This window comes from Streptomyces mobaraensis NBRC 13819 = DSM 40847, from assembly GCF_017916255.1.
Classification (GTDB): Bacteria; Actinomycetota; Actinomycetes; order Streptomycetales; family Streptomycetaceae; genus Streptomyces; species Streptomyces mobaraensis.
This window is the reverse complement of record NZ_CP072827.1, coordinates 6692599-6715086: the sequence shown is the minus strand read 5'-3', so window position 1 is coordinate 6715086 and position 22488 is coordinate 6692599. Positions and strand designations below refer to the sequence as shown.

General features: G+C 74.8%; 18 protein-coding genes and 1 riboswitch. Of the genes, 5 read left to right on the top strand and 13 right to left on the bottom strand.

What is annotated here, in order from left to right; all coding sequences use genetic code 11:
* Nucleotides 1–155: 155 nt before the first annotated feature.
* From J7W19_RS28885 to J7W19_RS28870, 4 genes are all read right to left on the bottom strand, one after another.
* A complete protein-coding gene (locus tag J7W19_RS28885) occupies nt 156–1358 on the bottom strand; it encodes a cytochrome P450 family protein (RefSeq protein WP_004938279.1) in 1203 nt (400 codons plus the stop codon).
* 208 nt (nt 1359–1566) lie between these two features.
* A complete protein-coding gene (locus J7W19_RS28880; protein ID WP_040887496.1) occupies nt 1567–2781 on the bottom strand; it encodes an MAB_1171c family putative transporter in 1215 nt (404 codons plus the stop codon).
* Nucleotides 2774–3439 (bottom strand): hypothetical protein, encoded by a 666-nt coding sequence (locus tag J7W19_RS28875; protein ID WP_004938284.1) that lies wholly within the window; start codon nt 3437–3439, stop codon nt 2774–2776. The genes J7W19_RS28880 and J7W19_RS28875 overlap by 8 nt, the downstream gene beginning before the upstream one ends.
* Nucleotides 3436–3921 carry a helix-turn-helix domain-containing protein gene (locus tag J7W19_RS28870; protein ID WP_004938287.1) on the bottom strand — a complete coding sequence of 162 codons (486 nt, stop codon included), beginning with the start codon at nt 3919–3921 and terminating at the stop codon, nt 3436–3438. Before J7W19_RS28870 ends, J7W19_RS28875 begins: the two co-directional genes overlap by 4 nt.
* A 315-nt stretch (nt 3922–4236) precedes the next feature.
* Between J7W19_RS28870 and J7W19_RS28865 the strand changes: the two genes are divergently transcribed.
* The gene (locus J7W19_RS28865) at nt 4237–5181 is read left to right on the top strand and encodes a trypsin-like peptidase domain-containing protein (RefSeq protein ID WP_004938293.1); all 945 of its coding nucleotides are present in this window, start codon (nt 4237–4239) and stop codon (nt 5179–5181) included.
* 62 nt (nt 5182–5243) lie between these two features.
* On the opposite strand, the gene J7W19_RS28860 is transcribed toward J7W19_RS28865, so the two are convergent.
* From J7W19_RS28860 to cobN, 8 genes are all read right to left on the bottom strand, one after another.
* Nucleotides 5244–5984 (bottom strand): hypothetical protein, encoded by a 741-nt coding sequence (locus tag J7W19_RS28860; RefSeq protein ID WP_004938296.1) that lies wholly within the window; start codon nt 5982–5984, stop codon nt 5244–5246.
* Nucleotides 5984–7252: a VWA domain-containing protein gene (locus tag J7W19_RS28855; RefSeq protein ID WP_004938300.1), complete on the bottom strand. Its 1269-nt coding sequence runs from the start codon at nt 7250–7252 to the stop codon at nt 5984–5986. Before J7W19_RS28855 ends, J7W19_RS28860 begins: the two co-directional genes overlap by 1 nt.
* Nucleotides 7253–7416: 164 nt before the next feature.
* Nucleotides 7417–8202, bottom strand: a complete 786-nt coding sequence (locus tag J7W19_RS28850; RefSeq protein WP_004938302.1) for a hypothetical protein — start codon at nt 8200–8202, stop codon at nt 7417–7419.
* A gap of 73 nt (nt 8203–8275) precedes the next feature.
* Nucleotides 8276–9130: a hypothetical protein gene (locus J7W19_RS28845; protein WP_004938306.1), complete on the bottom strand. Its 855-nt coding sequence runs from the start codon at nt 9128–9130 to the stop codon at nt 8276–8278.
* A 47-nt stretch (nt 9131–9177) separates the two neighbouring features.
* Entirely contained in the window at nt 9178–11328 is a 2151-nt protein-coding gene (locus tag J7W19_RS28840; protein ID WP_004938308.1) for a hypothetical protein, read from the bottom strand.
* A complete protein-coding gene (locus J7W19_RS28835; protein ID WP_004938310.1) occupies nt 11325–12215 on the bottom strand; it encodes a hypothetical protein in 891 nt (296 codons plus the stop codon). The genes J7W19_RS28840 and J7W19_RS28835 overlap by 4 nt, the downstream gene beginning before the upstream one ends.
* Before the next feature lie 155 nt (nt 12216–12370).
* Nucleotides 12371–13075, bottom strand: coding sequence for a Crp/Fnr family transcriptional regulator (locus tag J7W19_RS28830; RefSeq protein WP_004938313.1), 705 nt, complete (start codon nt 13073–13075; stop codon nt 12371–12373).
* Nucleotides 13076–13174: 99 nt separating this feature from the next.
* Entirely contained in the window at nt 13175–16804 is a 3630-nt protein-coding gene (gene cobN, locus J7W19_RS28825; protein ID WP_004938315.1) for a cobaltochelatase subunit CobN, read from the bottom strand.
* A gap of 50 nt (nt 16805–16854) precedes the next feature.
* Nucleotides 16855–16943, bottom strand: a riboswitch (cobalamin riboswitch).
* Nucleotides 16944–17264: 321 nt separating this feature from the next.
* Here cobN and J7W19_RS28820 point away from each other — a divergent pair.
* From J7W19_RS28820 to J7W19_RS28805, 4 genes are all read left to right on the top strand, one after another.
* Nucleotides 17265–18593: a cobalamin biosynthesis protein CobG gene (locus tag J7W19_RS28820; protein WP_233478192.1), complete on the top strand. Its 1329-nt coding sequence runs from the start codon at nt 17265–17267 to the stop codon at nt 18591–18593.
* A 49-nt stretch (nt 18594–18642) separates the two neighbouring features.
* Complete coding sequence (locus tag J7W19_RS28815) at nt 18643–18807, top strand: hypothetical protein (protein WP_158688714.1); 165 nt, start codon at nt 18643–18645, stop codon at nt 18805–18807.
* 91 nt (nt 18808–18898) lie between these two features.
* Nucleotides 18899–19525 carry a precorrin-8X methylmutase gene (locus J7W19_RS28810; RefSeq protein ID WP_004938319.1) on the top strand — a complete coding sequence of 209 codons (627 nt, stop codon included), beginning with the start codon at nt 18899–18901 and terminating at the stop codon, nt 19523–19525.
* A complete protein-coding gene (locus tag J7W19_RS28805) occupies nt 19522–21060 on the top strand; it encodes a precorrin-2 C(20)-methyltransferase (RefSeq protein ID WP_004938321.1) in 1539 nt (512 codons plus the stop codon). Before J7W19_RS28810 ends, J7W19_RS28805 begins: the two co-directional genes overlap by 4 nt.
* A 39-nt stretch (nt 21061–21099) precedes the next feature.
* Here the strand turns inward: J7W19_RS28805 and J7W19_RS28800 are convergent, their stop codons facing one another.
* Entirely contained in the window at nt 21100–22425 is a 1326-nt protein-coding gene (locus J7W19_RS28800) for an NDP-hexose 2,3-dehydratase family protein (protein ID WP_004938323.1), read from the bottom strand.
* Nucleotides 22426–22488 lie beyond the last annotated feature (63 nt).

Sequence of the window (22488 nt, the reverse complement as noted above, 5' to 3'; positions counted from 1 at the left end):
GCGGAGCACTCACCCGGTTCCCCCGGCCCGTCATCGCGACGGGCCGGTTCGTCGTGCGCCCGGATCCGGGTACGCGAAGGCCCGCCCGGTGCGACGGGGGATGCACACCGGGCGGGCTCGAAGACAGTTCTACCGCATCAAGGATGGGTTATGCATCAAAAACGTGTTCGGCTTGTCGCCGACCAGCGCACGGGGAGCGAAATCAAGCCACGCGCGCGGATGGACGGACGCCACTTCAGTTCCTCTCTCGGAACGGCGAGTTCCAGTTTTTCGAAGCGGTCGAGCAGGGCCGCCAGCGCGGTCTCGGTCTCCATCCGGCCCAGCGCGGCGCCCAGGCAGTAGTGGATGCCGTGGCCCAGCGCCAGCGACCCGGAGTTGTTGCGGTGCAGGTCAAGGCGGTCGGGGTCGGGGAAGCGGGCGGGGTCGCGGTTGGCGGAGGCCAGCGAGAGGAGGACGGTCTCGCCGGCCGGGACGGTGACGCCGCCGATCTCGACGTCCTCCAGCGGGAAGCGGCGGATGGCCAGCGGACCGGGGCCGTCCCAGCGGTTCAGCTCCTCCACGGCCGCCGCGAGTCCGTCCGGATTCTTTCGCAGGGCGCGGAGCTCCTCGGGGTGGTCGAGGAGCGCCAGCACGGAGTTGGCGATCAGGTGGACGGTGTTCTCGTAGCCGGCGAACAGCAGGAGGAAGGCGAGTGACGTCAGTTCGTCCTCGGAGAGCCGGTCGCCGGCGTCCCGGACGGCGATCAGGTCGGACAGCAGGTCGTCCGCGGGCTCGGCGCGCTTGGCGGCGATCAGGCCGGTGAAGAAGCGGATCATGTTCCCCACCGCCTCGCGGGCCGCCTCCGGCCGGGCCGGGTCGGGGGTGATCAGGGCGTCCGTCCAGGCCCGGAAGTCCAGCCGCCGCTCCTGCGGAATGCCCAGCAGGTCGCACATGACCATGATGGGCAGCGGTCCGGCGTAGGCGGCCAGCAGATCGGCGGCGCCCGCCGGTTCGACGCCGTCGAGCAGCCCGTCGGCGAGGCGGCGCACCGGCTCCCGCAGCTTCTCCACCCGGCCGGGGGTGAACGCCTTGACCACCAGTCGGCGGACGCGGGTGTGGTCCGGGGGGTCCATGTTGAGCAGGTTGGCGTCGAGGGCCGGGGGCAGGGAGAGGCCGGCGTAGTTGCCGGGCTTGGCGTTGCGCTTGTCGAGGGAGAGCCGCGGATCGGCGAGCGCCCGGCGCACGTCCTCGTAACGGGTCACCAGCCAGGCGGGGTTGCCGTCCGCGCCCTGGACGCGGTGGACCGGGCCGGCTTCCCGGAGGGCGGCGAGGGTGCCGTGCGGGTCGGCGATGAGGGGGCGTAGGTCGATGGGTCGCATGGCTCCGACCCTAGGCGGGCGGTCGGTGGGCGGACGCGCCCGGTCCGGCTTTTCACCCGCCCCGGGCGATCCGGCTTTTTCCCCCGCCCCGGGCAGGAGTTCGGCGCGGGCCGGCGGCGGTCCCGTGAGAACGGGCACCGGCACCGGCCCGCGCCGCGGGCGGCCGTGACCCCCGTCCATGGCCGCCACGTCTGTGGGTCGCGCGCCCTCAGGAGGGACGGCGCTCCGCACTGGTCTCCCGTAACTCCTTGAGCACGGCGTCGACCAGCTGGTCGTGGAAGACGTCGGCGACGAGCGCCAGGTGCTCGTGCTCGGCCGCCGGGTCGGAACTGACGGTCACCACCACGCTGTCCGCGTGCGGGACCGGGACGTGGCCGGTCGCCTGGTTGGCCAGGCCCCGGCGGAAGGCCGCGGCCTCCACCACGGCGGCGAGCCGGCGCTCGTCCAGCGCGGCGGCGTCCGCCCTGCGGTGGGCGATCTCCAGGGCGGCGGGCTCGACGTGGCGGCGGACGCCGCGCTGGATGTCGCGGATCTCGGCCATCTGCCGGTTGGCCCGCCACTCCAGGTCGGCCAGCGGCCACCGGGACGCCCAGCGGGAGGTGCCGATGGTCACCTCGGGGACGTGCGCCGTGACCTCCTCCCAGAGCGGGTGGAGGCGGCGCAGCCGGCGCCAGGCGGTGGCGCGGGGGCCGACGGCGGGCAGCGAGAAGCCGAGGAGGACCAGCAGGGCCGCCACCGAGGCGCTCATCGGGGCCACGCCGTTGGACAGCCAGTACACGTCGCGGCCGGCCCAGGTGAGGACGAACCCGGCGAGCTTGCAGGCGCAGTAGAGCAGCCCCAGCCAGCAGCCCGCGGCGAGCGTCCGCAGCCCCTTGGAGAGCCAGGACGGGCCGAGGGTGGCGGCGTAGCGGGGGCACAGCACGCCGAGTCCGGCCAGGCTGGTCCCGAAGATGGCGAGGTAGAGCGCCAGGAAGGCGACCACGCCGGGGGCGTCGGCGTAGGCGGTGCTGAAGTCGCGGGGGTGCTCGACGGCGTCCGGGCGGCCGACGGCGAAGCAGACGATCGCCGCCGTCCAGGCCGCCGCCACGGCGGCCACCGCGAACCGGGACCGGGCCACCGCGCGGGCGTGCGCCGCGGCGTCCCCGCGGCTGGTCCAGCGGAGCAGCAGCACGGTGGCGCCGGAGGCGAACAGCACGACGGCCGAGTAGAGGAAGACCATGGCCAGGTTGGCGACGCCGGTGAGCCGGTCGAAGGCGCGGTAGACGCTCGGCGCGGAGAACAGGAAGACGACGGGCACGCCGGCGGTCATCAGCGCGGTCAGGCCCAGGTCGGTGTTGCCGCGGTCGCGGAACCAGGCGCGGGCCTTGTAAGCGACGATGACCCAGGTGACGGCGGAGAAGGTGAGGTAGAGGGCGTCAAACACCGGCACCACCGCCCCCGTCCGTCCCGCCGGCGTCACCGTCGTCGGCCCGGGTCCGGCGGACGTGCTGGAGCGCGGGGCCGAGGGAGGCGGCGAGTTCGGCGGCCGGGCCCTCCAGCGGCTGCTCCTGGCCGGGCGGGGGCGGTACGACCTTCTCCATCAGGAGGGTGCCGAGGATCTCGGTCTCGCGCTCGGTGAGGTTGTCGTAGCAGTGGTGCCGGGCCAGGCCCATGGTGAGCCCCATCCGGCGCATGGCGGTGGCGACGTCGACGGACGGCGTCCACACCTTGAGGGCGTCCTCGGTGACCGTCGGGTCCTGGTCGTGGCCGAGCAGCAGGTGCCCGATCTCGTGCAGCACGATGTGGACCTGGTGCCAGGGCGAGGTCTTGAGCTCGTAGACGACCCAGTAGCCGTCGTCGGTGGTGGCGGTCATGCCGGAGACGACGCCGTCGAGGCTCATCGGCACCAGGTGGATCGGCCGTCCCACGCGGCGGGCGACGACGTCGCACAGGCCGCGGAGATCGGTGGAGGCCGGCAGCGCGAGCTCGGCGATGAGCTGCTTGCACCGTCGGCGAATCCGCCCCACCCGCATGACTGCACCGTCCTCGTCCTCGGTACGCCGCCAGTGGGTGAAGAGCCGATCGTCCGCCACGACGGTCACGGGCGCTCCTCACCCCCCGCCCCCGGCGGGTCCGACGGCAGGTTCATCTGCTGCCGGAACTGGGAGATGATGGTGGTCAGGCTGTCCTGGACCTCGGGCGGCAGGCCCACCGAGCGCAGGGCGATGGCCCGTACCCGCTGGTCCCGCATCGCGACGAGGAAGCGGACCTCCTCCTCCACCCTGGCGGTCTGCGGCGCCGACAGGTCGCCCATCAGGTAGCCGACCGGCACAGCGAAGAACTTCGCCAGCGCCCGCAGCACGTCCGGGCTGGGGTTGGCTCGCTTGCCGTTGCGCAGCATCGACAGGTACTGCTCGGTGAGCGTGACCCCGCCGTACTCCTCCGTGCCGCGGCTGATCTCCTCCGCGACATGGGCGTTGGTGTACGGCGCACCCGGCGGGTGCATGTTGGCGAACAGGTAGTTGAGCCGCCCCGCCAGTGGGCTGCCCGTGTCTCCCGCCGCTCTGTCCCCCCTGACCGCCATGTGTCCCCCCGTTCCAGGTGCCTGGTTTCGCACGGCCACCTCACGGCCGGTTAAGCCCTGAGGGGTCGCGATGGGCATCCTGTCACGCGCGGACGCCCAGCACTAGTCCGTTCCGGATTACGAGCGGATGACGGACTTAACCGTCGGTTGATGGCAGGTCAGAAAGGGCTGGACCAAGCGGCCGAGCCCGTGGGGGCCGGCTCCGGCGTCCTGGTGAATCCTGTCGCGTCCGCCTCTCGCCACACCCCTCCCGCCGGGTGGAGGATGACACGCTCACCTCGTATGTGCCCCCGCGCACCGGAGAGGAACCCGCCCATGCGCAGACCCCTCGCCGCAACCGCTCTCGCAGCCCTCCTCCTCGGCCTCACGGCCCTCTCCCCCGGCGGCCGCGCCGCCGCCGACCCCGGACAACGCGCCCTGGCCGCCGCGGCCGACGCCTACTGGACCGCCGACCGGATGGCCGCCGCCCTCCCCGCCGAGGCCGCGCGCCGCGCGGCGGCGGCCGCTCCCGGCACCCCCGGGGCCCCCGACGCCCGCAAGGCGCCCGTCCCCCCGAGCCACCCCTTCGACGGACTGCCCCAGGTGGGCACCTTCTTCTGGACCGACGGCCAGGGCCAGGGCCGGTTCTGCGGCGGGACGGTGGTCCGCAGCCCGTACCACAACCTGGTGGTGAGCGCGGCGCACTGCCTGCGCCGCCCCGATCCCAAGCGCCGGCTGTCGTTCGTCCCCCAGTACCACGACGGGCTGAAACCGCACGGCGTCTTCCCGGTCGAGGCGATCTACATCGACCAGCGCTACTACGACCTGGGCACCGACGGCGGCGCCCGCTGGGACTACACCGTCGTCCGGCTCGGCGACCGCGCGGACGGCACCCCGGTCGAGCGCGTGACCGGCGGCTTCGACCTCGCCTTCCACCCCGGCTACCGGCACTCCGACGTCCGGCTGATCGGCTACCCGGGCAACAGCGACGCCAAGTACCCCAAGCCCCTCGACTGCCGCTCCACCACCCGCCGTTACACCAGTACGGACCCCAAGGCCCCCGGCGACTTCCTGGAGATCCCCTGCGCCGGATACGTCGGCGGCACTTCGGGCGGCCCGTTCCTGATCCGCGGCGCGGCGGGCGGGTACACGCTGATCGGCGTGATCGGCGGCTACCACACGGGCGGTGACACTCCGGACATCTCGTACAGCTCCTACTTCACCGAGGACCTGCTGGACCTGTACGTCGACGCGGTGCACGGCGAGCCGCCGGCGGGCTGAAAGACGGAGAGGCCCCCGGGGAACGGATCCCCGGGGGCCTCTTCCCGTGCGCGGCGCGCGGGTCAGGCGCGGCGCGGGCGCCGCGTCAGCGTGTAGCCGCCGATGGCCGCGAGGGCGCCCAGCACGGCGCCGCCGACGGTCCACAGCCAGCGGTCCGACCACCAGCTCCCGTTCCAGCCGTCCTCCGGCTCGGAGACGGCCCCGGCGTGCAGCGGCGCGCCGAGCTCGCCGCCCTCGGCGTACTTGCCGCCGGCGTCCTCGGCGGTCGCCTCCACCTCGGCGTGCACCGGCAGGCCCATGTCCTGGTCGGGCCCGTCGGCGACGGTGAGGCGGATGTAGTACGCGCCCGGCAGCGGGTCGTTGGACCAGCGCTCGGCGTACGGCCGGACCGCGCGCAGGGTGCAGCTGAGGGTGACGGTGGCGTCCTGCTGGGACACCCGCTTCGTCTGCTCCCCCTCGGCGCACGCCTGGCGGCGGCGCAGGCCGTCGAAGACGTCCAGCTGCCAGGTGGCGGCACCGTGCCGGGCGCTCGCCTCCGGCAGCTTGACCGTGGCCTTGGCGGTGGGCCGCTGTCCGGCTCCGGCCGGGAACTGCCAGTAGAGGTAGTCACCGGTCGTACCGTCGGCGGTGGCCTTCTGGTCCTGCTTGACGGCCGTGGCGGTACGGAACGACGTACCCGCCTCGGTCGGGTCGCCGTTCTGGCCCTTGGTCCCGGCGGGGGCGTCGGCCACCGCCGTGCCGGAGACGGTGAACAGCGCGCCGGCCGCGAGCAGCCCGGCGGTCAGGGTCCGTGCGACACGCATCAGTTGGCCCTCCAGATCGCGACGCGCCAGCGGGCCAGCCAGCCCCACAGCAGACCGGCGACCAGGCCGGTGACGACGAGGACGGCGAGCAGCACCCAGCCCCGGCCGAGGCCGAACGCGGCCAGGTCGGAGGGCTTGTCCGGGGACTTCACCAGGTCGACGGCCAGTTCGACGGGCAGGCCGGGGTCGCGCTTGACGGAGGCCGGCGCGGAGAAGGAGTGCGAGACCTCCAGGCAGACCGTGCGCGCGTCGGCGTCGCCCTTGGAGTCCTTCTTGCCCTTGCTCACCGGGTAGCGCAGGCCGGAGGACATCACGTCGGTGCGCCCGTTGCCGGCGTCGGAGCCGCGGACGAGCTCCTGGCCGCCGTCGCCGACGGCTCTGACGAGGATGCCGTAGTCGCGGTCCACGGGCCGGTCGGCGCCGACGCTCGCGGCGGCGCGCAGCTCCTGGCCGGGCTTGACCTTGACCTTGTACCAGCGGTGCTCGCCGAAGGTCTCGCGGTCGGTCCACACACCGGCGCCGATCTCGGGCGCCGCGGAGCAGGCGTCCGCGCCCTTGGTGGGCTTGGGCGTGTCGTCGACGGGCGTCTCGGAGCGGCGGACGAGCTGCTTGATGCGGCCCGACAGCTCCTTGGTGTGCCGCACGGTGGTGTACGTGCCGCCGGTGGCCTCGGCGATGCAGGTGAGCTGCTCGCGGGTCTTGTCGTCGTGCGCCAGGCCGAGCGTGTCGATGGTCAAGTGCGTGCCCTTGGCGGCGAGTTCGCGCGCCACGTCGCACGGGTCGGGCTGGCCGCAGGAGTCCTCGCCGTCGGTGATGAGGACGATGCGGCGGGTGCCGCCGTCCTCGCCGAGGTCCTGGTCGGCGCCGCGCAGGGCGTAGCCGATGGGCGTCCAGCCGGTGGGGCGCAGGGTGGCGACGCGTGCCTTGGCCTCGGTCCGGTCGAGGCGGCCGACGGGGTACTCCTGCGTGCTGTCCTTGCAGCCGACCGCCTTGTCGTCCCCGGGGTAGCGGGAGCCGAGCGTACGGATGCCGAGCCGCACGCTCTCCGGGGTGGCGTCGATGACCTCGTTGAACGCCTGCTGGGCGGCGGCCATGCGGGACTGGCCGTCGATGTCGCGGGCCCGCATCGAACCGCTGACGTCGAGTACGAGCTCGACCTTCGGGGAATCCTTGGAGGGCCCGTCGGCGGCCTGCGCCGGCACGACACCTCCGGCCAGTGCGGCGAGCAGAGCGCAGGCGCCCGCCGCCAGCCGTCTTGTGATGATCATCCGAAGATCCTAGTGACCCACAGGCGGCCGACTCAAAACGGGAGTTGCGGGAGCGGGGTGCGCCGTGGGGGCGTCCGGGAGCGCGTGGAGGGCACCGGGAGCGCGTCCCGGTGCCCTCTGTCCGTCCCGTCCGTCCCGCCGGGGGCGGGCTAAGCCGGCGGCGGTCACAGCCCCTGCTGCCCGGACTTCTGCAGCTTGGTGATGTCGATGGTCTGGTCGGCCGGCGGCGCCTTCGCCGGGACCGGCTTGTCCCAGTCCGTCAGGGTGGTGACGGTGCCGTCCTTGGTGTCCTCGATCTTCAGCGGGTAAGGCTTGCCGGTGGTGGCGACGCTGATGGTGGTGCCCTTGGCGCTGATCGGGACGGCCTGCTGCCCGTCGACGGTGGTGACCGCGCCCTTGGTGATCGTCTCCGTGCCGCTGTCGTCCTGGCCCATCTGCGCCTGCATCGCGGCCAGGTTGCACGCCTTCGTCATGCCGCTGAGCTTGGGCTCGCTGGTGGGGCCGGAGACGTAGCGGCCCTTGAGCAGCTCGGCCGCCTGCGGGTTGGCCTTCGACGTCCACATCTTCTCGTCGGCCTTCAGCCACACCTTGTCGCCGAGCTTGATCACCTCGGCGGACCCGGAGGTGGGGGTGGCGATCGTGCCCGCGCAGTTGCCCTGCTTGTCCATGGCGAGGTCGACCTTCATCTGCTCGCCGTTCTTGCTGCCGCTCACCTTGAAGCGGAGCGAGCCCGCGTTCTTCAGCTCCGTCTTGGCCTTGTCGGATATCTCCTTGCCGGACAGCTTATCCACGCCGTTGCCGGACGCCGTGTCCTTGCCGGGCGCGGAATCGGCCGACTTGGCGGGCTTCTTGTCCCCCTTGTCGTCCTTGCTGTCGCTGCCGCAGGCGGAGAGTCCCAGGACCGCCGCCATGCCGACGGCGGTCATGGCGATGCCGTGCTTGCGCTTCATTCGGTGCCACTCACGCTTTCTCTGGATGCGCTGTCGAAGGCACTCACCTTACGGCCCGGCACCGACAACGGGCTTACAGGCCGGACTGCCACGACGGCGGCTCCGGGGCCGCCATGGCGTGCACGCGCTCGGTGACGGCCTTGGCGAGCTGCTCGCGCTCCTCGGGGGAGAGGCCGTCGAGGAGCGCGAGGGTGACGTCCCGTCCGTCCGCAGCGGGCCGGTCGCCGGACGGGGGGTGCGCGGTCACCCACTCCAGGACCTGCCGCACCTCCTCGGGGCGGTGCAGCAGCCAGAGCGCGGCCAGCGCGTCGGGGCCGGTGCGGACGGCCTGGAGGTAGAACTCGTACTCCTCGCGCCGCTGCGGCGACCACAGCAGCGGCGGCGCGCCCTTGTCCGCCGGGCGCGGCGGCTCGGCCGCGGGCTGGGCGGCGGCGAGGCAGCAGGCCAGCCCGGTGGCGTCCACCGGCTGCGGCTGGGCGAGCAGTTCGAGGAGGTGCTGGGCCGACGCCTGCTCGGGGGCGGTCTCGGCGCGGGCGGCCAGGGTCTGGAAGCGCCGGTCCAAATGGCCGACGACGGCCGCCCAGCAGCCTTCGGGCGGGCCGCCGGCGAGCACCGCGCGGGCCGGGTCGGCGACCCACCAGGAGACCTGGAGGGCCGCGGGCGCGCAGCCCGGCGGCAGCGCCCAGGTGCCGGTGCGGGGCGCGGTGTCGACGAGGTACGTCTCGCGGTAGCCGCCGAACGCGGCGCGGACGAACGAGCCGCGGCCGCCGGGCTCGCAGACGGTCCCGCCCTCGCCGTCCAGCAGCACCAGGGCCTGTTGGCCGGGCTGCGCGAGGCGGAAGCGGATGAGCTCCCCGAGGGGGCTGCGGGTCCCCCGGCGCCACGGCGGGGTGTCCGTCAGGGTGGCCGGGTACGGGGTGAGGGTCATGCCGGTCTCTCTCCTGCTGGTGTTCCGGTGTCGTACGGAAACGGCGGCTAAAGGGCCTGGCGCCAGGCGGCCAGGGCCTCGGCCGCCCGCCGCCCGCCGGGGGCGGGCCGGGCCGCCTCGAACGCGCTGAGCAGCCGCAGCACTCCGCCGCGCGGCGCGGCGCCCAGCCGGTCGGCGAGGTGTTCGACGAAGGGGGCGCGGCGGGGGTCGTCGGCCGCGCGGCGCTGCCACTCCAGGAGCGCGGCGCGCACGGCGGGGAAGGTCTCGGGTTCGGCGAGCGCGCACCGGATCAGCTCCAGGCCGGGCGGGTCCTCGCCGGGCCGGCCGGCGGGCCGGGTGCCGAGCAGGTGCCGGGTCCACCACTCGGCGGGTTCCCGGGCCGCGGCGGCGGTGCGCAGCAGGTGCGCGGTGGCGGTGCAGGCGGCCTGCCGGGTGGCGCCGCCGGCGCGGGACCAGGACACCAGCCCGGCGAGCAGGTCGGCCCGGCCCGCGGGTTCGGCGAACAGGGAGAGCAGCGCCCGGCGGACGGCGGAGGCGACGGCGCCCGTCCCGTCGCGCGGTCCGTCGCAGACGGTCCGCAGCAGGGTGAGCGCGGTCCCGGGCCGGGCCAGTCCGAACTCGGTGGCGCAGGCCAGGGCGACCGTGCAGCGCCGGGAGACCGAGACCTGCCGGCTCCAGCCGCGCAGCCGGGCCTTGACGGCGGTGGCGAGCACGGGGTCGGTGGAGGCGGCGCCCAGGGCGCGGGCGGCCAGCCGCCAGTCCGCGGGCCGGGTGGACGCGGCCAGTTCCTCGACCGGCCCGAGGGCCCGGCGGCCGGAGCTCCACTGGGCGCACCGGCCGAGGACGAACCCGGCGCGGTCGCCGCGCCCGTGCTCCGACGGCGTGGTGCCCAGCCACTCCACCAGCAGCTCGGCCGCCTCGGGATGTTCGCGCCAGACGTGCTCAAGGACCGCGCGGCCCTGGAGGTGCCGGGTGAACGCCACGGGCCGGGTGACGTAGCTGTAGGCGGAGGTGGTGTGCACCTCGGCGGGGCCCACGTACGCGCCGATCGCCTCCAGCCGTTCGCTGCGGGACCGGCGGAAGACGGCCCGCGGCGCCTCCTCCGCGTCCGCGTCTGGGTCGCCGCCGCCGAGCCGCCCGTCCGCGATCCGCAGCAGGCGCCCGGCCTCCTCCTCCACCAGCGTCTGGTCGAAGTGCTCGAAGACGCAGGCGGCCAGCAGCAGGGCGAGGTCCTCCGGGCTGTCGCGCAGCGCGTCCAGCAACCGCGGTGCCCGGTCGGCCGCGTGGAAGCTCAGGTGTTCGCGGACGCTCTCCGGGTCCGCGCCCCGCCGGACGACCCGGACGATCTCGGCGGCGATCTCGACGACCTGGCCGGGGCGCAGGCCGGGCTGGAGGATCTCGTCGAGCAGCCCGGGCGGCAGCGCGGCCAGCGCGGGGGCGACGTCGGCCGGGCCGCCGAGGACGGCGGCCAGCCGGGCGTCGAGGACGGCGCGTGGCTCCGGCGGCAGGGCCCGGACCGGCGGGGTGTGCAGGGTGTCGCCGAGGTGCGCCAGGACGGCCGGGGTCCAGGGGATGACGACGACCATGTGGGCGTCGGCCTGTTCGAGGCGCGCGCGGAGCCCGTCCAGGGCGATGGTGTCGAGCGCGGTGAGGCGCGGTTCGAGGAGGCCGTCGGCGAGGTAGCCGCGGGCCGGGGCGGCGCCGGGGGCCCAGGTGGTGAGGTCGGTGTCGGAGTCGAGGGCCCGGAGCGCGAAGCAACCGGTGCGCCGGTGGAGGAGGTTGAGGGCGGCGGTGCGGCGGCCGGTGCCGTCCGGTCCGGCGAGGAAGAGGAGGCGGTCGTCGCGCAGCCGGCCGAGGGCGCCCGCGAACCAGCCGGGTTCGGCGAACCCCTCCAGGGCGAGGGCGGTCCGCTCGGCGGGGATGTCGCCCTCGCGCGGCTCGACGCCGTCGCCGCGCGGGGCGGTCGGCTCGCCGTCGCCGGCGGCGTCGTAGTGCTGGCCGCCGCGGACCAGGTCGGAGATGTTCAGGAAGCCGCGGTTGTCCCAGATGTTGACGACCTGGAAGCGGCGGCCGAACTCCTCGGCCGCCTGCTCGCCGAGGTCGGGGGCGGGGTCGGGAGCGGGGGCGGGATCGCCTTGCGGCGGCGCCGCGTCGGAGGCGGGCGCCTCCGGCTCGTCGACGAGGGCGGACTCGCTCACCGGCCCGCTCCCCGCGCGTCGTCCCGCGGGTCGGCACCGAAGGAGACGTGCTGGCCGCCCTCCACCGAGCCGTTGTTGAGGAAGCCGCGGTTGCCCTGGCTGTTGATGGTGGTGGTGCCGCGGTGGGCGGCGGGCGCGGGCGCGGGCCGGTCCCGCCGCTCGGGTGCGGGCGCGGTGGCGGGCGCCGGCTCCTCGCCCTCCGGCCGTTCGCCGAGGATCCGGCGGTCGTAGAGGTTACCGGAGGGCGCGGGCACGTACAGCCAGGCGAGCTGCTGGAAGTTCTTGCCGGCGACGGTGGCCGGCACCTCGATGAACTGGTCCGGGTGGCGGCGGGTGTAGCCGGAGAGGACCGCGTCCTCGAAGACGCGCTGCGAGAGGATCGCGGCGACCTGGGTGATGCTCTCGCTGGACGCCGCGAGGATGGCGCGGACGGGCCGGGAGTCGAGCAGCCGGTGGGTGTCGTTGCGCGGGGTGCCGTTGCCGTCGCCGGGGGCTCCGGAGTCGGGGAGCGGTCCGACGTGGAGGCTGGCCCGGAGGCGGACGCGGCCGGTCGCGGTGGCGTGGATGTTGTAGTCGGTGAGGACTTCCTGGAGTTCGTGCAGGAAGGGGTGGATGACCCGGGGCAGGGCGACGGGGTCGAAGCCCATGGCGAAGCCGTCGCCGGTGTTGTTGGCGAACTTCCGCTCCTGCCAGAGCTGTTCGAGGCCGGAGCGGGTGAACGCCTGCCCGAGGAGCTGCGGGATGACGGTGGTGAGGGAGGCGTGTTCGGCGGCGGGCCGGCCGGTGAAGTCCTTCGCGTCCACGGCCAGGATCCCCCGGTAGGGCGGCAGGTCGCGGCTGACGCTCCAGGGGGCCGGGCCGGTGGCGGGGGCGTCCGTGACGGACATGGGCGACTCCTCGGTGGTGAGGTCGTGCGGAAACGATCCTTGGGGTGACACCCGGCACCCCGTTCCCCCCGGTAGGGGTGCCGGGCTCGCCTCGGATCCTTCTGGAGTCGCGTGGTTCGGTGTGCACCACGAGTGCACTGGGGACGTGACGAGCGTCACGCGTCCGCGTACGACCCGTCCGTCACGGCGGCCGCCGCCCGCAGGGCGTCGAGGTCGTGGACGACGACAACGCCGCGCTCGGCGGTGACCACCGGGGTGCCGATCTCGGACAAGGCCGTGCTGACGGTGTTGCGGGACACCCCGAGGTACTGGCCGAGTTCGGTGCGGGTGACCGACAGGTGCGCCCCGTCGCCGGTCCGCTCGCCGTACGCCGCCTCGGCGAGGGCGAGCAGCGCCTGGGCGACCCGCTCCCGCGAACAGCAGCCGCCACGGGCGCGGTCGGACTGCCGCAGCCGGGTCAGGGCGTGCCGGGTGAGGACCGGCGACAGGTCGTGCCGTTCGACGAAGACCCGGAACCGGCGCCCCTCCACCACGACGACCGTGACGTCTCCTATGGCCGACACGGACGCCAGCCGCCGCTCGTTCCGCTCCAGCACCGCGGCCTCGCCCACCACGTCGCCGGCGCCCCGGAACGCCAACACGCGTATCCGGCCGTCCCGTTCCACCCGGGTCACCTTGACCACGCCCTCGACCAGGGCGAGGACGTGCGTACCGGTGTCGCCCTGGCGCAGCAGCGTCTCGCCGGCGCGGTGCCGGCGCGGCCGCCCCTCGTCGAGCAGCCGCTTCCACAACGGCTCGCCGGCCAACCGGGTGAAGGTGACGCCCAGCGCCGGGTCGTGCCGCTCCCTCTTTCCGTCCATGGCAGGACTGTAGATGTAACGGGCGTCACGGCGGCGCGAGATGAGGGAGCCCGGCCGGAGCCCCGGCGCGAACGCGCGCCGGGGCTCCGGCCGCCGGGATCACTCCCCGTCCGCGCCGCCTTCCAACTCGCCCTCCGTCTCCAGGAACACCTGGCGCAGGGCGGCCAGCGTCTCGGCGTCGGGCTTGGCCCACATGCCGCGGCTCTCCGCCTCCAGCAGCCGCTCGGCGATGCCGTGCAGCGCCCAGGGGTTGGCCTCCTGGAGGAAGGCGCGGTTCTCGGGGTCGAGGACGTACGCCTGGGTGAGCTTGTCGTACATCCAGTCGGGGACGACGCCCGTGGTGGCGTCGTAGCCGAACAGGTAGTCGACGGTGGCGGCGAGTTCGAAGGCGCCCTTGTAGCCGTGGCGCCGCATCGCCTCGATCCAGCGGGGGTTGACCACCCGGGCGCGGAAGACGCGCGAGGTCTCCTCGACGAGGGTGCGGGTGCGGATCGTCTCCGGCCGCGTGGAGTCGCCGATGTACGCCTCGGGTGCCTTGCCGCGCAGGGCCTTCACCGTGGCCACCATGCCGCCGTGGTACTGGAAGTAGTCGTCCGAGTCGGCGATGTCGTGCTCGCGGGTGTCGGTGTTCTTCGCGGCGACGGCGATCCGCTTGTAGGCGCTCTCCATCTCGGCGCGGGCCGGCCGGCCCTCCAGTCCGCGGCCGTAGGCGTAGCCGCCCCAGACGGTGTAGACCTCGGCGAGGTCGGCGTCGGTGCGCCAGTCGCGGCTGTCGATGAGCTGGAGCAGGCCGGCGCCGTAGGTGCCGGGGCGGGAGCCGAAGATCCGGGTGGTGGCGCGGCGTTCGTCGCCGTGCTCGGCGAGGTCTGCCTGGGCATGCGCCCGGACGAAGTTGAGCTCGGCGGGCTCGTCGAGGGCGGCGACGAGCCGTACCGCGTCGTCCATCAGACCGATGACGTGCGGGAAGGCGTCGCGGAAGAAGCCGCTGATGCGCAGGGTGACGTCGATGCGGGGGCGCCCCAGCTCCTCCAGGGACACGGCTTCGAGTCCGGTCACGCGGCGCGACGCCTCGTCCCACACCGGCCGGACGCCCAGCAGCGCCAGCGCCTCGGCGACGTCGTCGCCCGCGGTGCGCATCGCGCTCGTCCCCCACAGGGAGAGGCCGACGGAGGTGGGCCACTCGCCGTTGTCGGCGCGGTAGCGCTCCAGGAGGGAGTCGGCCAGGGCCTGGCCGGTCTCCCAGGCGAGCCGGCTGGGGACGGCCTTGGGGTCGACGGAGTAGAAGTTGCGGCCGGTCGGGAGGACGTTGACGAGGCCGCGGAGCGGCGAGCCGGACGGGCCGGCCGGGACGAAGCCGCCGGCAAGGGCGTGCACCGCGTGGTCGAGCTCGTCGGTGGTGGCGGCGAGGCGCGGGACGACCTCGCGGGCGGCGAAGGCGAGGATGGCGGCGACGCCGTCGCGCTGCCCTTCCGGGAGTTCGGCGCAGACGCCGGCGACGGCCTCGGGGTTCCAGTCCGCCGCCTCCATGGCCTCGACGAGGGCGCGGGCGCGCTCCTCGGCCTCGTCGGCGGTGGTGCGGGTGGCGGCGGACTCGTCCAGGCCGAGGGCCTCGCGGAGGCCGGGCAGGGCGGAGGTGCCGCCCCAGATCTGCCGGGCGCGCAGGATGGACAGGACGAGGTTGACGCGCTCGGGGCCGGTGGGCGCGCCGCCGAGGACGTGCAGGCCGTCACGGATCTGGGCGTCCTTGACCTCGCACAGCCAGCCGTCGACGTGCAGCAGGAAGTCGTCGAAGCCGTCGTCGTCGGGCCGGTCCTGCATGCCGAGGTCGTGGTCGAGCTTCGCGGCCTGGATCAGGGTCCAGATCTGCGCGCGGATCGCCGGGAGCTTGGCCGGGTCCATGGCGGAGATCTGCGCGTACTCGTCGAGCAGCTGCTCCAGGCGCGTGATGTCGCCGTACGACTCGGCGCGGGCCATCGGCGGGACGAGGTGGTCGACGAGCGTGGCGTGGGCGCGGCGCTTGGCCTGGGTGCCCTCGCCCGGGTCGTTGACGAGGAAGGGGTAGACGAGCGGGAGGTCGCCGAGGGCCGCGTCGGGGCCGCAGGCGGCGGACAGGCCGGCGTTCTTGCCGGGCAGCCACTCCAGGTTGCCGTGCTTGCCGAGGTGGACCATGGCGTCGGCGCCGAACCCGCCGTCCTCGCGGGAGGCGGCGATCCACCGGTAGGCGGCGAGGTAGTGGTGCGACGGGGGCAGGTCCGGGTCGTGGTAGATCGCGATGGGGTTCTCGCCGAAGCCGCGCGGCGGCTGGATGAGGATCAGCAGGTTGCCGCGGCGCAGGGCGGCGAGGACGATGTCTCCCTCGGGGTTGCGGCTGCGGTCGAGGAACATCTCGCCGGGAGCGGGACCCCAGTGCTCCTCGACGGCTTCGCGCAGCTCGGCCGGGAGTTGGGCATACCAGCGCTTGTAGTCGGCGGCCGGGATGCGGACGGGGTTGCGGGCGAGCTGCTCCTCGGTGAGCCACTCCTGGTCGTGGCCGCCGGCCTCGATGAGGGCGTAGATCAGCTCGTCGCCGTCGCCGGACTCCAGGCCGGGCACGGGCTCGTCGCCGAAGTCGTAGCCCTCCTCGCGCAGGCGGCGCAGCAGGGCGACGGCGCTGGCGGGGGTGTCGAGGCCGACGGCGTTGCCGATGCGGGAGTGCTTGGTGGGGTACGCGGAGAGGACGAGGGCGATCCGCTTCTCGGCGGCGGGGACGTGCCGCAGTCGGGCGTGCTTGACCGCGATCCCGGCGACGCGGGCGGCGCGCTCCAGGTCGGCGACGTAGGCCGGGAGTCCGTCCTCGTCGACCTCCTTGAAGGAGAACGGGACGGTGATGATGCGGCCGTCGAACTCCGGGACGGCGACCTGGGTGGCGGCGTCCAGCGGCGAGAGCCCCTCGTCGTTCTCCTCCCAGGCGCTGCGCGGCCCGGTCAGGCAGAGCGCCTGGAGGACGGGCACGTCGAGGGCGGCGAGCGCTCCGGCGTCCCAGGACTCGTCGTCGCCACCGGCGGACGCGGCGGCGGGCTTGGTCCCGCCGGCCGCGAGGACGGTGGTGACGACGGCGTCGGCCGCGCCCAGCGCCTCGACCAGCTCGGGCTCGGGGGCGCGCAGCGAGGCGACGAACAGCGGCAGGGCACGGCCGCCGGCGTCCTCGATGGCGCCGCAGAGGGCTTCCACGAACGCGGTGTTGCCGCTCATGTGGTGGGCGCGGTAGTAGAGCACGGCGACCGTCGGGCCGCTCGCCCCCGGCTTGGGGGTGCGCTCCAGCGGGCCCCAGGTGGGGGCGGCGGCCGGGGGCTCGAAGCCGTGGCCCGTGAGCAGCACGGTGTCGGAGAGGAAGCGCGCGAGCTGTTCGAGGTTGGCGGGGCCGCCGTGGGCGAGGTAGGCGTGCGCCTCGGCGGCGATGCCGATGGGCACGGTCGAGTGCTCCATCAGCTGTGCGTCGGGGGCCTGTTCGCCGGTGAGGACGACGACGGGCTTCTCCGCCGCGAGGAGCCGGTCGAGCCCTTCCTGCCAGGCGCGGACACCGCCGAGCAGCCGTACGACGACGAGGTCGACGCCGTCCAGCAGCGCCGGCAGCTCGTCGAGCGCGAGCCGGGAGGGGTTGGCGAGCCGGTACGGGACCGGGCTGCCCTGGGCGGCGGCAGCGCGGGCGCTGAGCAGGTCGGTGTCGGAGGTCGACAGCAGAAGGATCACGGCACGGCCTTCCTCGGGGTCCGCGCCCCGGGCGGTTGGGAGGACGGCGGGAGTTCCTGACTCGCTCGGCGGCGTGGTGCGTTGTGCTGCTGCCGTGCTCACAGTGGCGGGACCGTGCCGGAGTTCCACCGGCTTCCTCCCCTGGCGCCGTCGCTGGCGTCCGGCGGATGGTTCCGCCGATCAGCCATAGTAGCGACCTGCGGGTTCGGGGCCGAGGGGGGAGTTTTGCCCCGGACCCGCCCTTTCACCGTTTCTTGCGGGGGCAAGCCCCCGCACCCCCTGAAACCGCGCTCCGCGCGGTTGTCCTCAAACGCCGGACGGGCTGAAATCAGCCCGTCCGGCGCTTGAGGACGAGCGGCGAAGCCGCGAAAGCGGGGTCTGGGGCGTCAGCCCCAGGAAACGGCGAAGGGGCGGGACCGGGGCAAACCCACCCCCCGACCCCGTCGGTATGCTCGCCGCCATGCCCGTCACCCCCACACCCCCCGGCGGCGACCGCGTCCGCGACCGCGGCGACGCGTGCCCCGGCGCCCTCCGCCTGCACGCCGCCGACGACGGCGCACTGGCCCGCGTCCGCCTCCCGGCCGGACTTCTGACGATCCGTCAGGCGGCGGAACTGGCCGCGCTGGCGGAGGAGTCGGGCGACGGCAACCTCGACATCACCTCCCGGGGCAACATCCAGCTCCGCGCCCTGCCCGCCGGCTCCGGAGGCGAGCTGGGGACCCGCCTCCGTGCCGCCGGCCTCCTCCCCTCCGACCGCCACGAGCGCGTCCGGAACATCGCCGCGTCCCCCCTGCACGGCCTCGACGGGACCGGCCACGCGGACGTCGGCGCCTGGGCCCGCGAACTGGACCGTCTGCTCTGCGCGGACGACGAGGTCACCGCCCTCTCCGGCCGCTTCCTCTTCGGCCTCGACGACGGCCGCGGCGACATCGCCGCCCTCGTCCCCGATGTGACATTGATCGCAGAGCCGGACGGCGGGACGGCCGTGCTCTGTTACGCCGCCGAGGGCCCGGGCCTGCGCCTCCCGGCCGCCGATGCGCCCCGCGCGGCCGTCGTCGCGGCCCGTCACTTCCTCGCCGCGCACGGCGGTTCCGCGTGGCGGGTCACGGAACTCCCCGCCGACCGCCGCCCGGACGTCACCGCCCTGGCCGCCGCCCTCGCCGCCGCCGGGATGACCGCCGTCCCCGCCGCCGTCCCCACGGCCCGTTCGGCCGCGCCGCCACCGGGACCGGTGTCCGGACCCCACGGCCGTACCGCCCTCTCCGTCGCCGCTCCGCTGGGCCGGCTGACCGCCGGTCAGTGGCGGCTGCTGGTCGCCGCCGCCGAGGCCGGTTCCGGCGAACTGCGCGTGACGCCCTGGCGGGGCGTCGTCGTCCCCGGCCTGGCCGACGCGGGAGAGGCCGCCGCCCGGCTCGCCGGACTCGCGGACGCCGGCCTGGTGGTCTCCGCCGCCTCCCCCTGGTACGGCGCGGGCGCCTGCGCCGGGCGCCCGGGCTGCGCCAAGTCGCGCGCCGACGTGCGCGCCGACGCGACCGCCGCGCTCACCGGCACGCGCCCTGGCGGCACCGGGGACCTGCCGGTCTACTGGTCGGGGTGCGAACGGCGCTGCGGACACCCCGGCGGGCGGTGGGTCGACGTCCTGGCGGCGGACGACGGCTACCGCGTGGCGGTACGGACCGGGGGCGGGGGGCCGGAGGACGGCGGTCACCCCGTCACCGTCACCGCGTCCGACCTGCCCGGCGCGGTGGCCGCCGCCCGCTCCGGCCCGGACGGCGACGGGACGCCGTGAGGGTCCCGCACACGGCGACCGGGTGCCGGGTACCGGCGGAGCACGGCCGATGTATAGATGTACCGACCATGACGACCATGCCGACGAGGCCGACCGCGCGGGCGCACCCTCCGGGAACGTCCCGGACGCCCGCCCCCGGGGCACGTACCGCCCGGCGCGCCCCGGCCCCGGCCGGCCGGTCGTCCCCGAGCGCGTGACCGCGACCGGCGTGTGACGCGACCGGCGCGTGCACGCGACCCGAGCGTGAGCGCATCCCGCGCGTGAGCGCGACCAGCAAGCCCAGCGAGCGAGGCAGAGGCAGCACAGTGTTCGACTACGACAAGGACGGCGCGTCCATCTACCGCCAGTCCTTCGCCACCATCCGCGCCGAGGCGGACCTCGGCGGCCTGCCGCCGGACGTGTCCCGGGTCGCGGTCCGCATGATCCACGCCTGTGGGATGACGGACCTGGTGCGCGACCTCGCGTACTCCCCGGACGTCGTGACCGCGGCGCGCAAGGCGCTGCTCGCGGGCGCGCCGATCCTCTGCGACGCCAACATGGTCGCCAGCGGCGTCACCCGCAAGCGGCTGCCGGCGGACAACGAGGTGCTGTGCACCCTCACCGACCCGGCCGTGCCCGAACTCGCCGCCCGCATGGGCACGACGCGCAGCGCCGCGGCCCTGGAGCTGTGGCGGGACCGGCTGGACGGGGCCGTGGTGGCCGTCGGCAACGCGCCCACCGCGCTGTTCCGGCTGCTGGAGATGGTGGCCGAGGGCGCGCCGCGCCCGGCGGCGGTGCTCGGCATACCCGTCGGGTTCATCGGCGCGGCCGAGTCGAAGGACGCCCTGGCGGAGAACACGCTGGGGCTGGAGTACCTGGTGGTGCGCGGGCGGCGCGGCGGCAGCGCCATGGCCGCCGCCGCGATCAACGCGATAGCGAGCGAGGAAGAGTGAGCGAGCAGCAGTCCCCGGCCACCGGCCGCCTCTACGGGGTGGGCCTGGGCCCCGGCGACCCGTCGCTGATGACCCTGCGGGCGGTGGAGTGCATCGCGGCGGCCGACGTCGTCGCGTACCACAGCGCCCGCCACGGCCGCAGCATCGCGCGTTCCATCGCCGAACGGCACCTGCGCGCCGACCACATCGAGGAGCCGCTGGTCTACCCGGTCACCACGGAGACCACGGACCACCCGGGCGGCTACCGGGGCGCGATGGAGGAGTTCTACGAGGAGGCCGCGGCGCGGCTGGCCGCGCACCTGGACGCCGGGCGCACGGTGGCGGTGCTCGCGGAGGGCGACCCGCTCTTCTACAGCTCCTACATGCACATGCACAAGCGGCTCTCCCACCGCTACCCGACCGAGGTCGTCCCCGGCGTCACGTCCGTCAGCGCCGCCGCGGCGCGGCTGGGCGAGCCGCTGGTCGAGGGCGAGGAGGTCCTGACCGTCCTGCCGGGCACGCTGCCGGAGGAGGAGCTGGCCGCGCGGCTCGCGGCGACCGACTCCGCCGTGGTGATGAAGCTCGGCCGCACCTTCCCGGCGGTGCGGGGCGCGCTGGAGCGCTCCGGCCGGCTGGCGGAGGCGCGGTACGTGGAGCGGGCCACGATGCCCGGCGAGCGCACCGGGCGGGTGGCGGAGGTGGACCCGGAGTCCGTCCCGTACTTCTCGGTGGCCGTGCTGCCCAGCCGGGTGGCCGCCGCCACCGGTCCCGTCCCGGCGGAGGAGCCTTCGGGGACGGACGGCGGCGAGGTCGTCGTCGTCGGACTGGGCCCGGCCGGGCCGCGGTGGCTGACGCCGGAGGCGCGCGGTGAACTGGCCGCCGCCGAGGACGTCGTCGGCTACACCACCTACGTGGACCGGGTGCCCCTCCGCCCCGGGCAGCGCCGCCACGCCTCGGACAACAAGGTGGAGTCGGAACGCGCCGAGTTCGCCCTGGACCTGGCCCGGCAGGGGCGCCGGGTGGCGGTCGTCTCCTCGGGCGACCCGGGCGTCTTCGCGATGGCCAGCGCCGTCCTGGAGGTCGCCTCGGAGGGCCCGTACCGGGACATCCCGGTGCGGATCGTGCCGGGCATGACGGCCGCGCACGCGGCGGCGGCCCGGGCGGGCGCGCCGCTCGGGCACGACTACGCGGTGGTGTCGCTCTCCGACCGGCTCAAGCCGTGGGAGGTCATCGCGGAGCGGCTGCGCGCCGCCGCCGCGGCCGACCTGGTGCTCGCCCTGTACAACCCGGGCTCGCGCAGCCGCGTCTGGCAGGTCGGCAAGGCTCGCGACCTGCTGCTGGAGCACCGCTCCCCGGACACCCCGGTGGTACTCGGCCGGGACGTGGGCGGCCCGGAGGAGAGCGTCCGCGTGGTCCGGCTCGGGGAACTCGTCCCCGAGGAGGTCGACATGCGCACCCTCCTCATCGTCGGCTCGACGCAGACGCGGGCGGTGCGGCGCGGCCCCGGCGAGGGGACGGACATCGTCTGGACGCCGCGGCGGTATCCGGAGCGGTGACGGGTCCGTAGGGGGGCGGCGGCGCACACGGCCGCCCCCCTACGGGATGAACCCCATGCACGCGAGCAGCGTGCGGGCCTCCACGTTCAGGAGGCCGCCGTACTGGTTGAGCGCGGCGAGCTGGCCGCAGGTCGCCCAGCGGAAGGCGTCGCCCTGGTCGAGCGGGACGTCGTCGCCGACCCGGACGGCCAGGTAGCGGTTGCGGGCGTGGTGGAAGCGGCCGCCCTCCTCGGACTGCACCACGTCGAACAGGACGCGGCCGGGCGGCGGCGCCGAGGCGGCGGCCAGCACGGTGTCGAGGTGCCGCGGGCGCCGGTCCCCCGGCAGGTGGGCGTAGTTGGCGGGGACGCACTGCACGGTGGGGCCGATCTCGGCCGTGTCCCGGGTGCCGGCCTCCGCCCTGGCCTGTACCAGGACGTGCGGGGTGCCGCCGATGTCGCGCACCAGGAAGGCGACGACGCCCTGACCGCGGGGGGCGAGCAGCGGCTGGGACCAGGCGGCCACCTCCCGGCTGCCCGCCCGGACGTCGACGCCGATGATCCGGAAGTAGCGGCCCTCCTCGTGGCTCACCTCGTCGTCGGTCACCCGCCAGCCGGTGGTCTCCCGCAGCGGTATGCGGCGGCGGACGGTCGGTTCGGCCGTTCTGTGGTGGGTGAGCCAGTTGAGGAGTTCGGGGAGGGAGTGAAACGGGCGGCCGTGGAAGCGGGCGGCGGCGGGCCCGGCGCTGCCGGCGAGGTGCGAGAGGACGGTCCGGGTGTCCATGTTGACCAGGTCGTCCACCGCGAGCAGCCGGCCGATCTCGTCCATGCTCAGCCAGCGGAAGTCGTCGAGGACCGGTACCTCCTCGTCGCTTCGGACGGTCCGGACGACGATGTTGCGGTTGCGCTTGGCGAGGAACCAGGCGCCCTGCTCGCTCTGCAGCGCGTCCGCGAGCGGCCGGCCGCGGCCCAGGGTGGTGAACAGGTCGAGGTACGGGACCGCGCGGCCCCGGTGGACCCGGGTGTAGTTGCTGCGGGTGGCCTGCACGGTGGGCGACAGCTGGAGGGCGTTGACGTTGCCGGGCTCCATCTTGGCCTGGAGCAGGCAGTGCGGGACGCCGTCGAAGTCCCGGACGAGGATGCCGAGGACGCCGTGTTCCGGCTGGCTGATGACGGGCTGCCGCCACTCCTCCACCGCGCGCCCGGGCACCCGGACGTCCAGGCCGTGCACGCCGAAGAAGCGACCGCTGCGGTGCAGGAGATCGCCGGTCTCCGGGTCCGCGCTCCAGCCGTCGAGCTTCGTCAGGGGCACGCGGGTGACCCGGTAGGCGTGCGCTGCGCGGCGTTCCTCGAACCAGCGGTGGAATTCGGCGAGATCGGTGGACACCGTCGCGACACTCCCTGGGCCGGGCCCGGGGGCCGGCCCCGGAACGCTTGCGGGACGTACTCG

Coding starts and splice junctions, on each gene's coding strand:
- J7W19_RS28885 (WP_004938279.1), bottom strand. CDS start 1,358: ATGCGACCCATCGACCTACGCCCCCTCATCGCCGACCCGCACGGCACC.
- J7W19_RS28870 (WP_004938287.1), bottom strand. CDS start 3,921: ATGGCGGTCAGGGGGGACAGAGCGGCGGGAGACACGGGCAGCCCACTG.
- J7W19_RS28865 (WP_004938293.1), top strand. CDS start 4,237: ATGCGCAGACCCCTCGCCGCAACCGCTCTCGCAGCCCTCCTCCTCGGC.
- J7W19_RS28860 (WP_004938296.1), bottom strand. CDS start 5,984: ATGCGTGTCGCACGGACCCTGACCGCCGGGCTGCTCGCGGCCGGCGCG.
- J7W19_RS28855 (WP_004938300.1), bottom strand. CDS start 7,252: ATGATCATCACAAGACGGCTGGCGGCGGGCGCCTGCGCTCTGCTCGCC.
- J7W19_RS28850 (WP_004938302.1), bottom strand. CDS start 8,202: ATGAAGCGCAAGCACGGCATCGCCATGACCGCCGTCGGCATGGCGGCG.
- J7W19_RS28845 (WP_004938306.1), bottom strand. CDS start 9,130: ATGACCCTCACCCCGTACCCGGCCACCCTGACGGACACCCCGCCGTGG.
- J7W19_RS28835 (WP_004938310.1), bottom strand. CDS start 12,215: ATGTCCGTCACGGACGCCCCCGCCACCGGCCCGGCCCCCTGGAGCGTC.
- J7W19_RS28830 (WP_004938313.1), bottom strand. CDS start 13,075: ATGGACGGAAAGAGGGAGCGGCACGACCCGGCGCTGGGCGTCACCTTC.
- J7W19_RS28820 (WP_233478192.1), top strand. CDS start 17,265: ATGCCCGTCACCCCCACACCCCCCGGCGGCGACCGCGTCCGCGACCGC.
- J7W19_RS28815 (WP_158688714.1), top strand. CDS start 18,643: ATGTATAGATGTACCGACCATGACGACCATGCCGACGAGGCCGACCGC.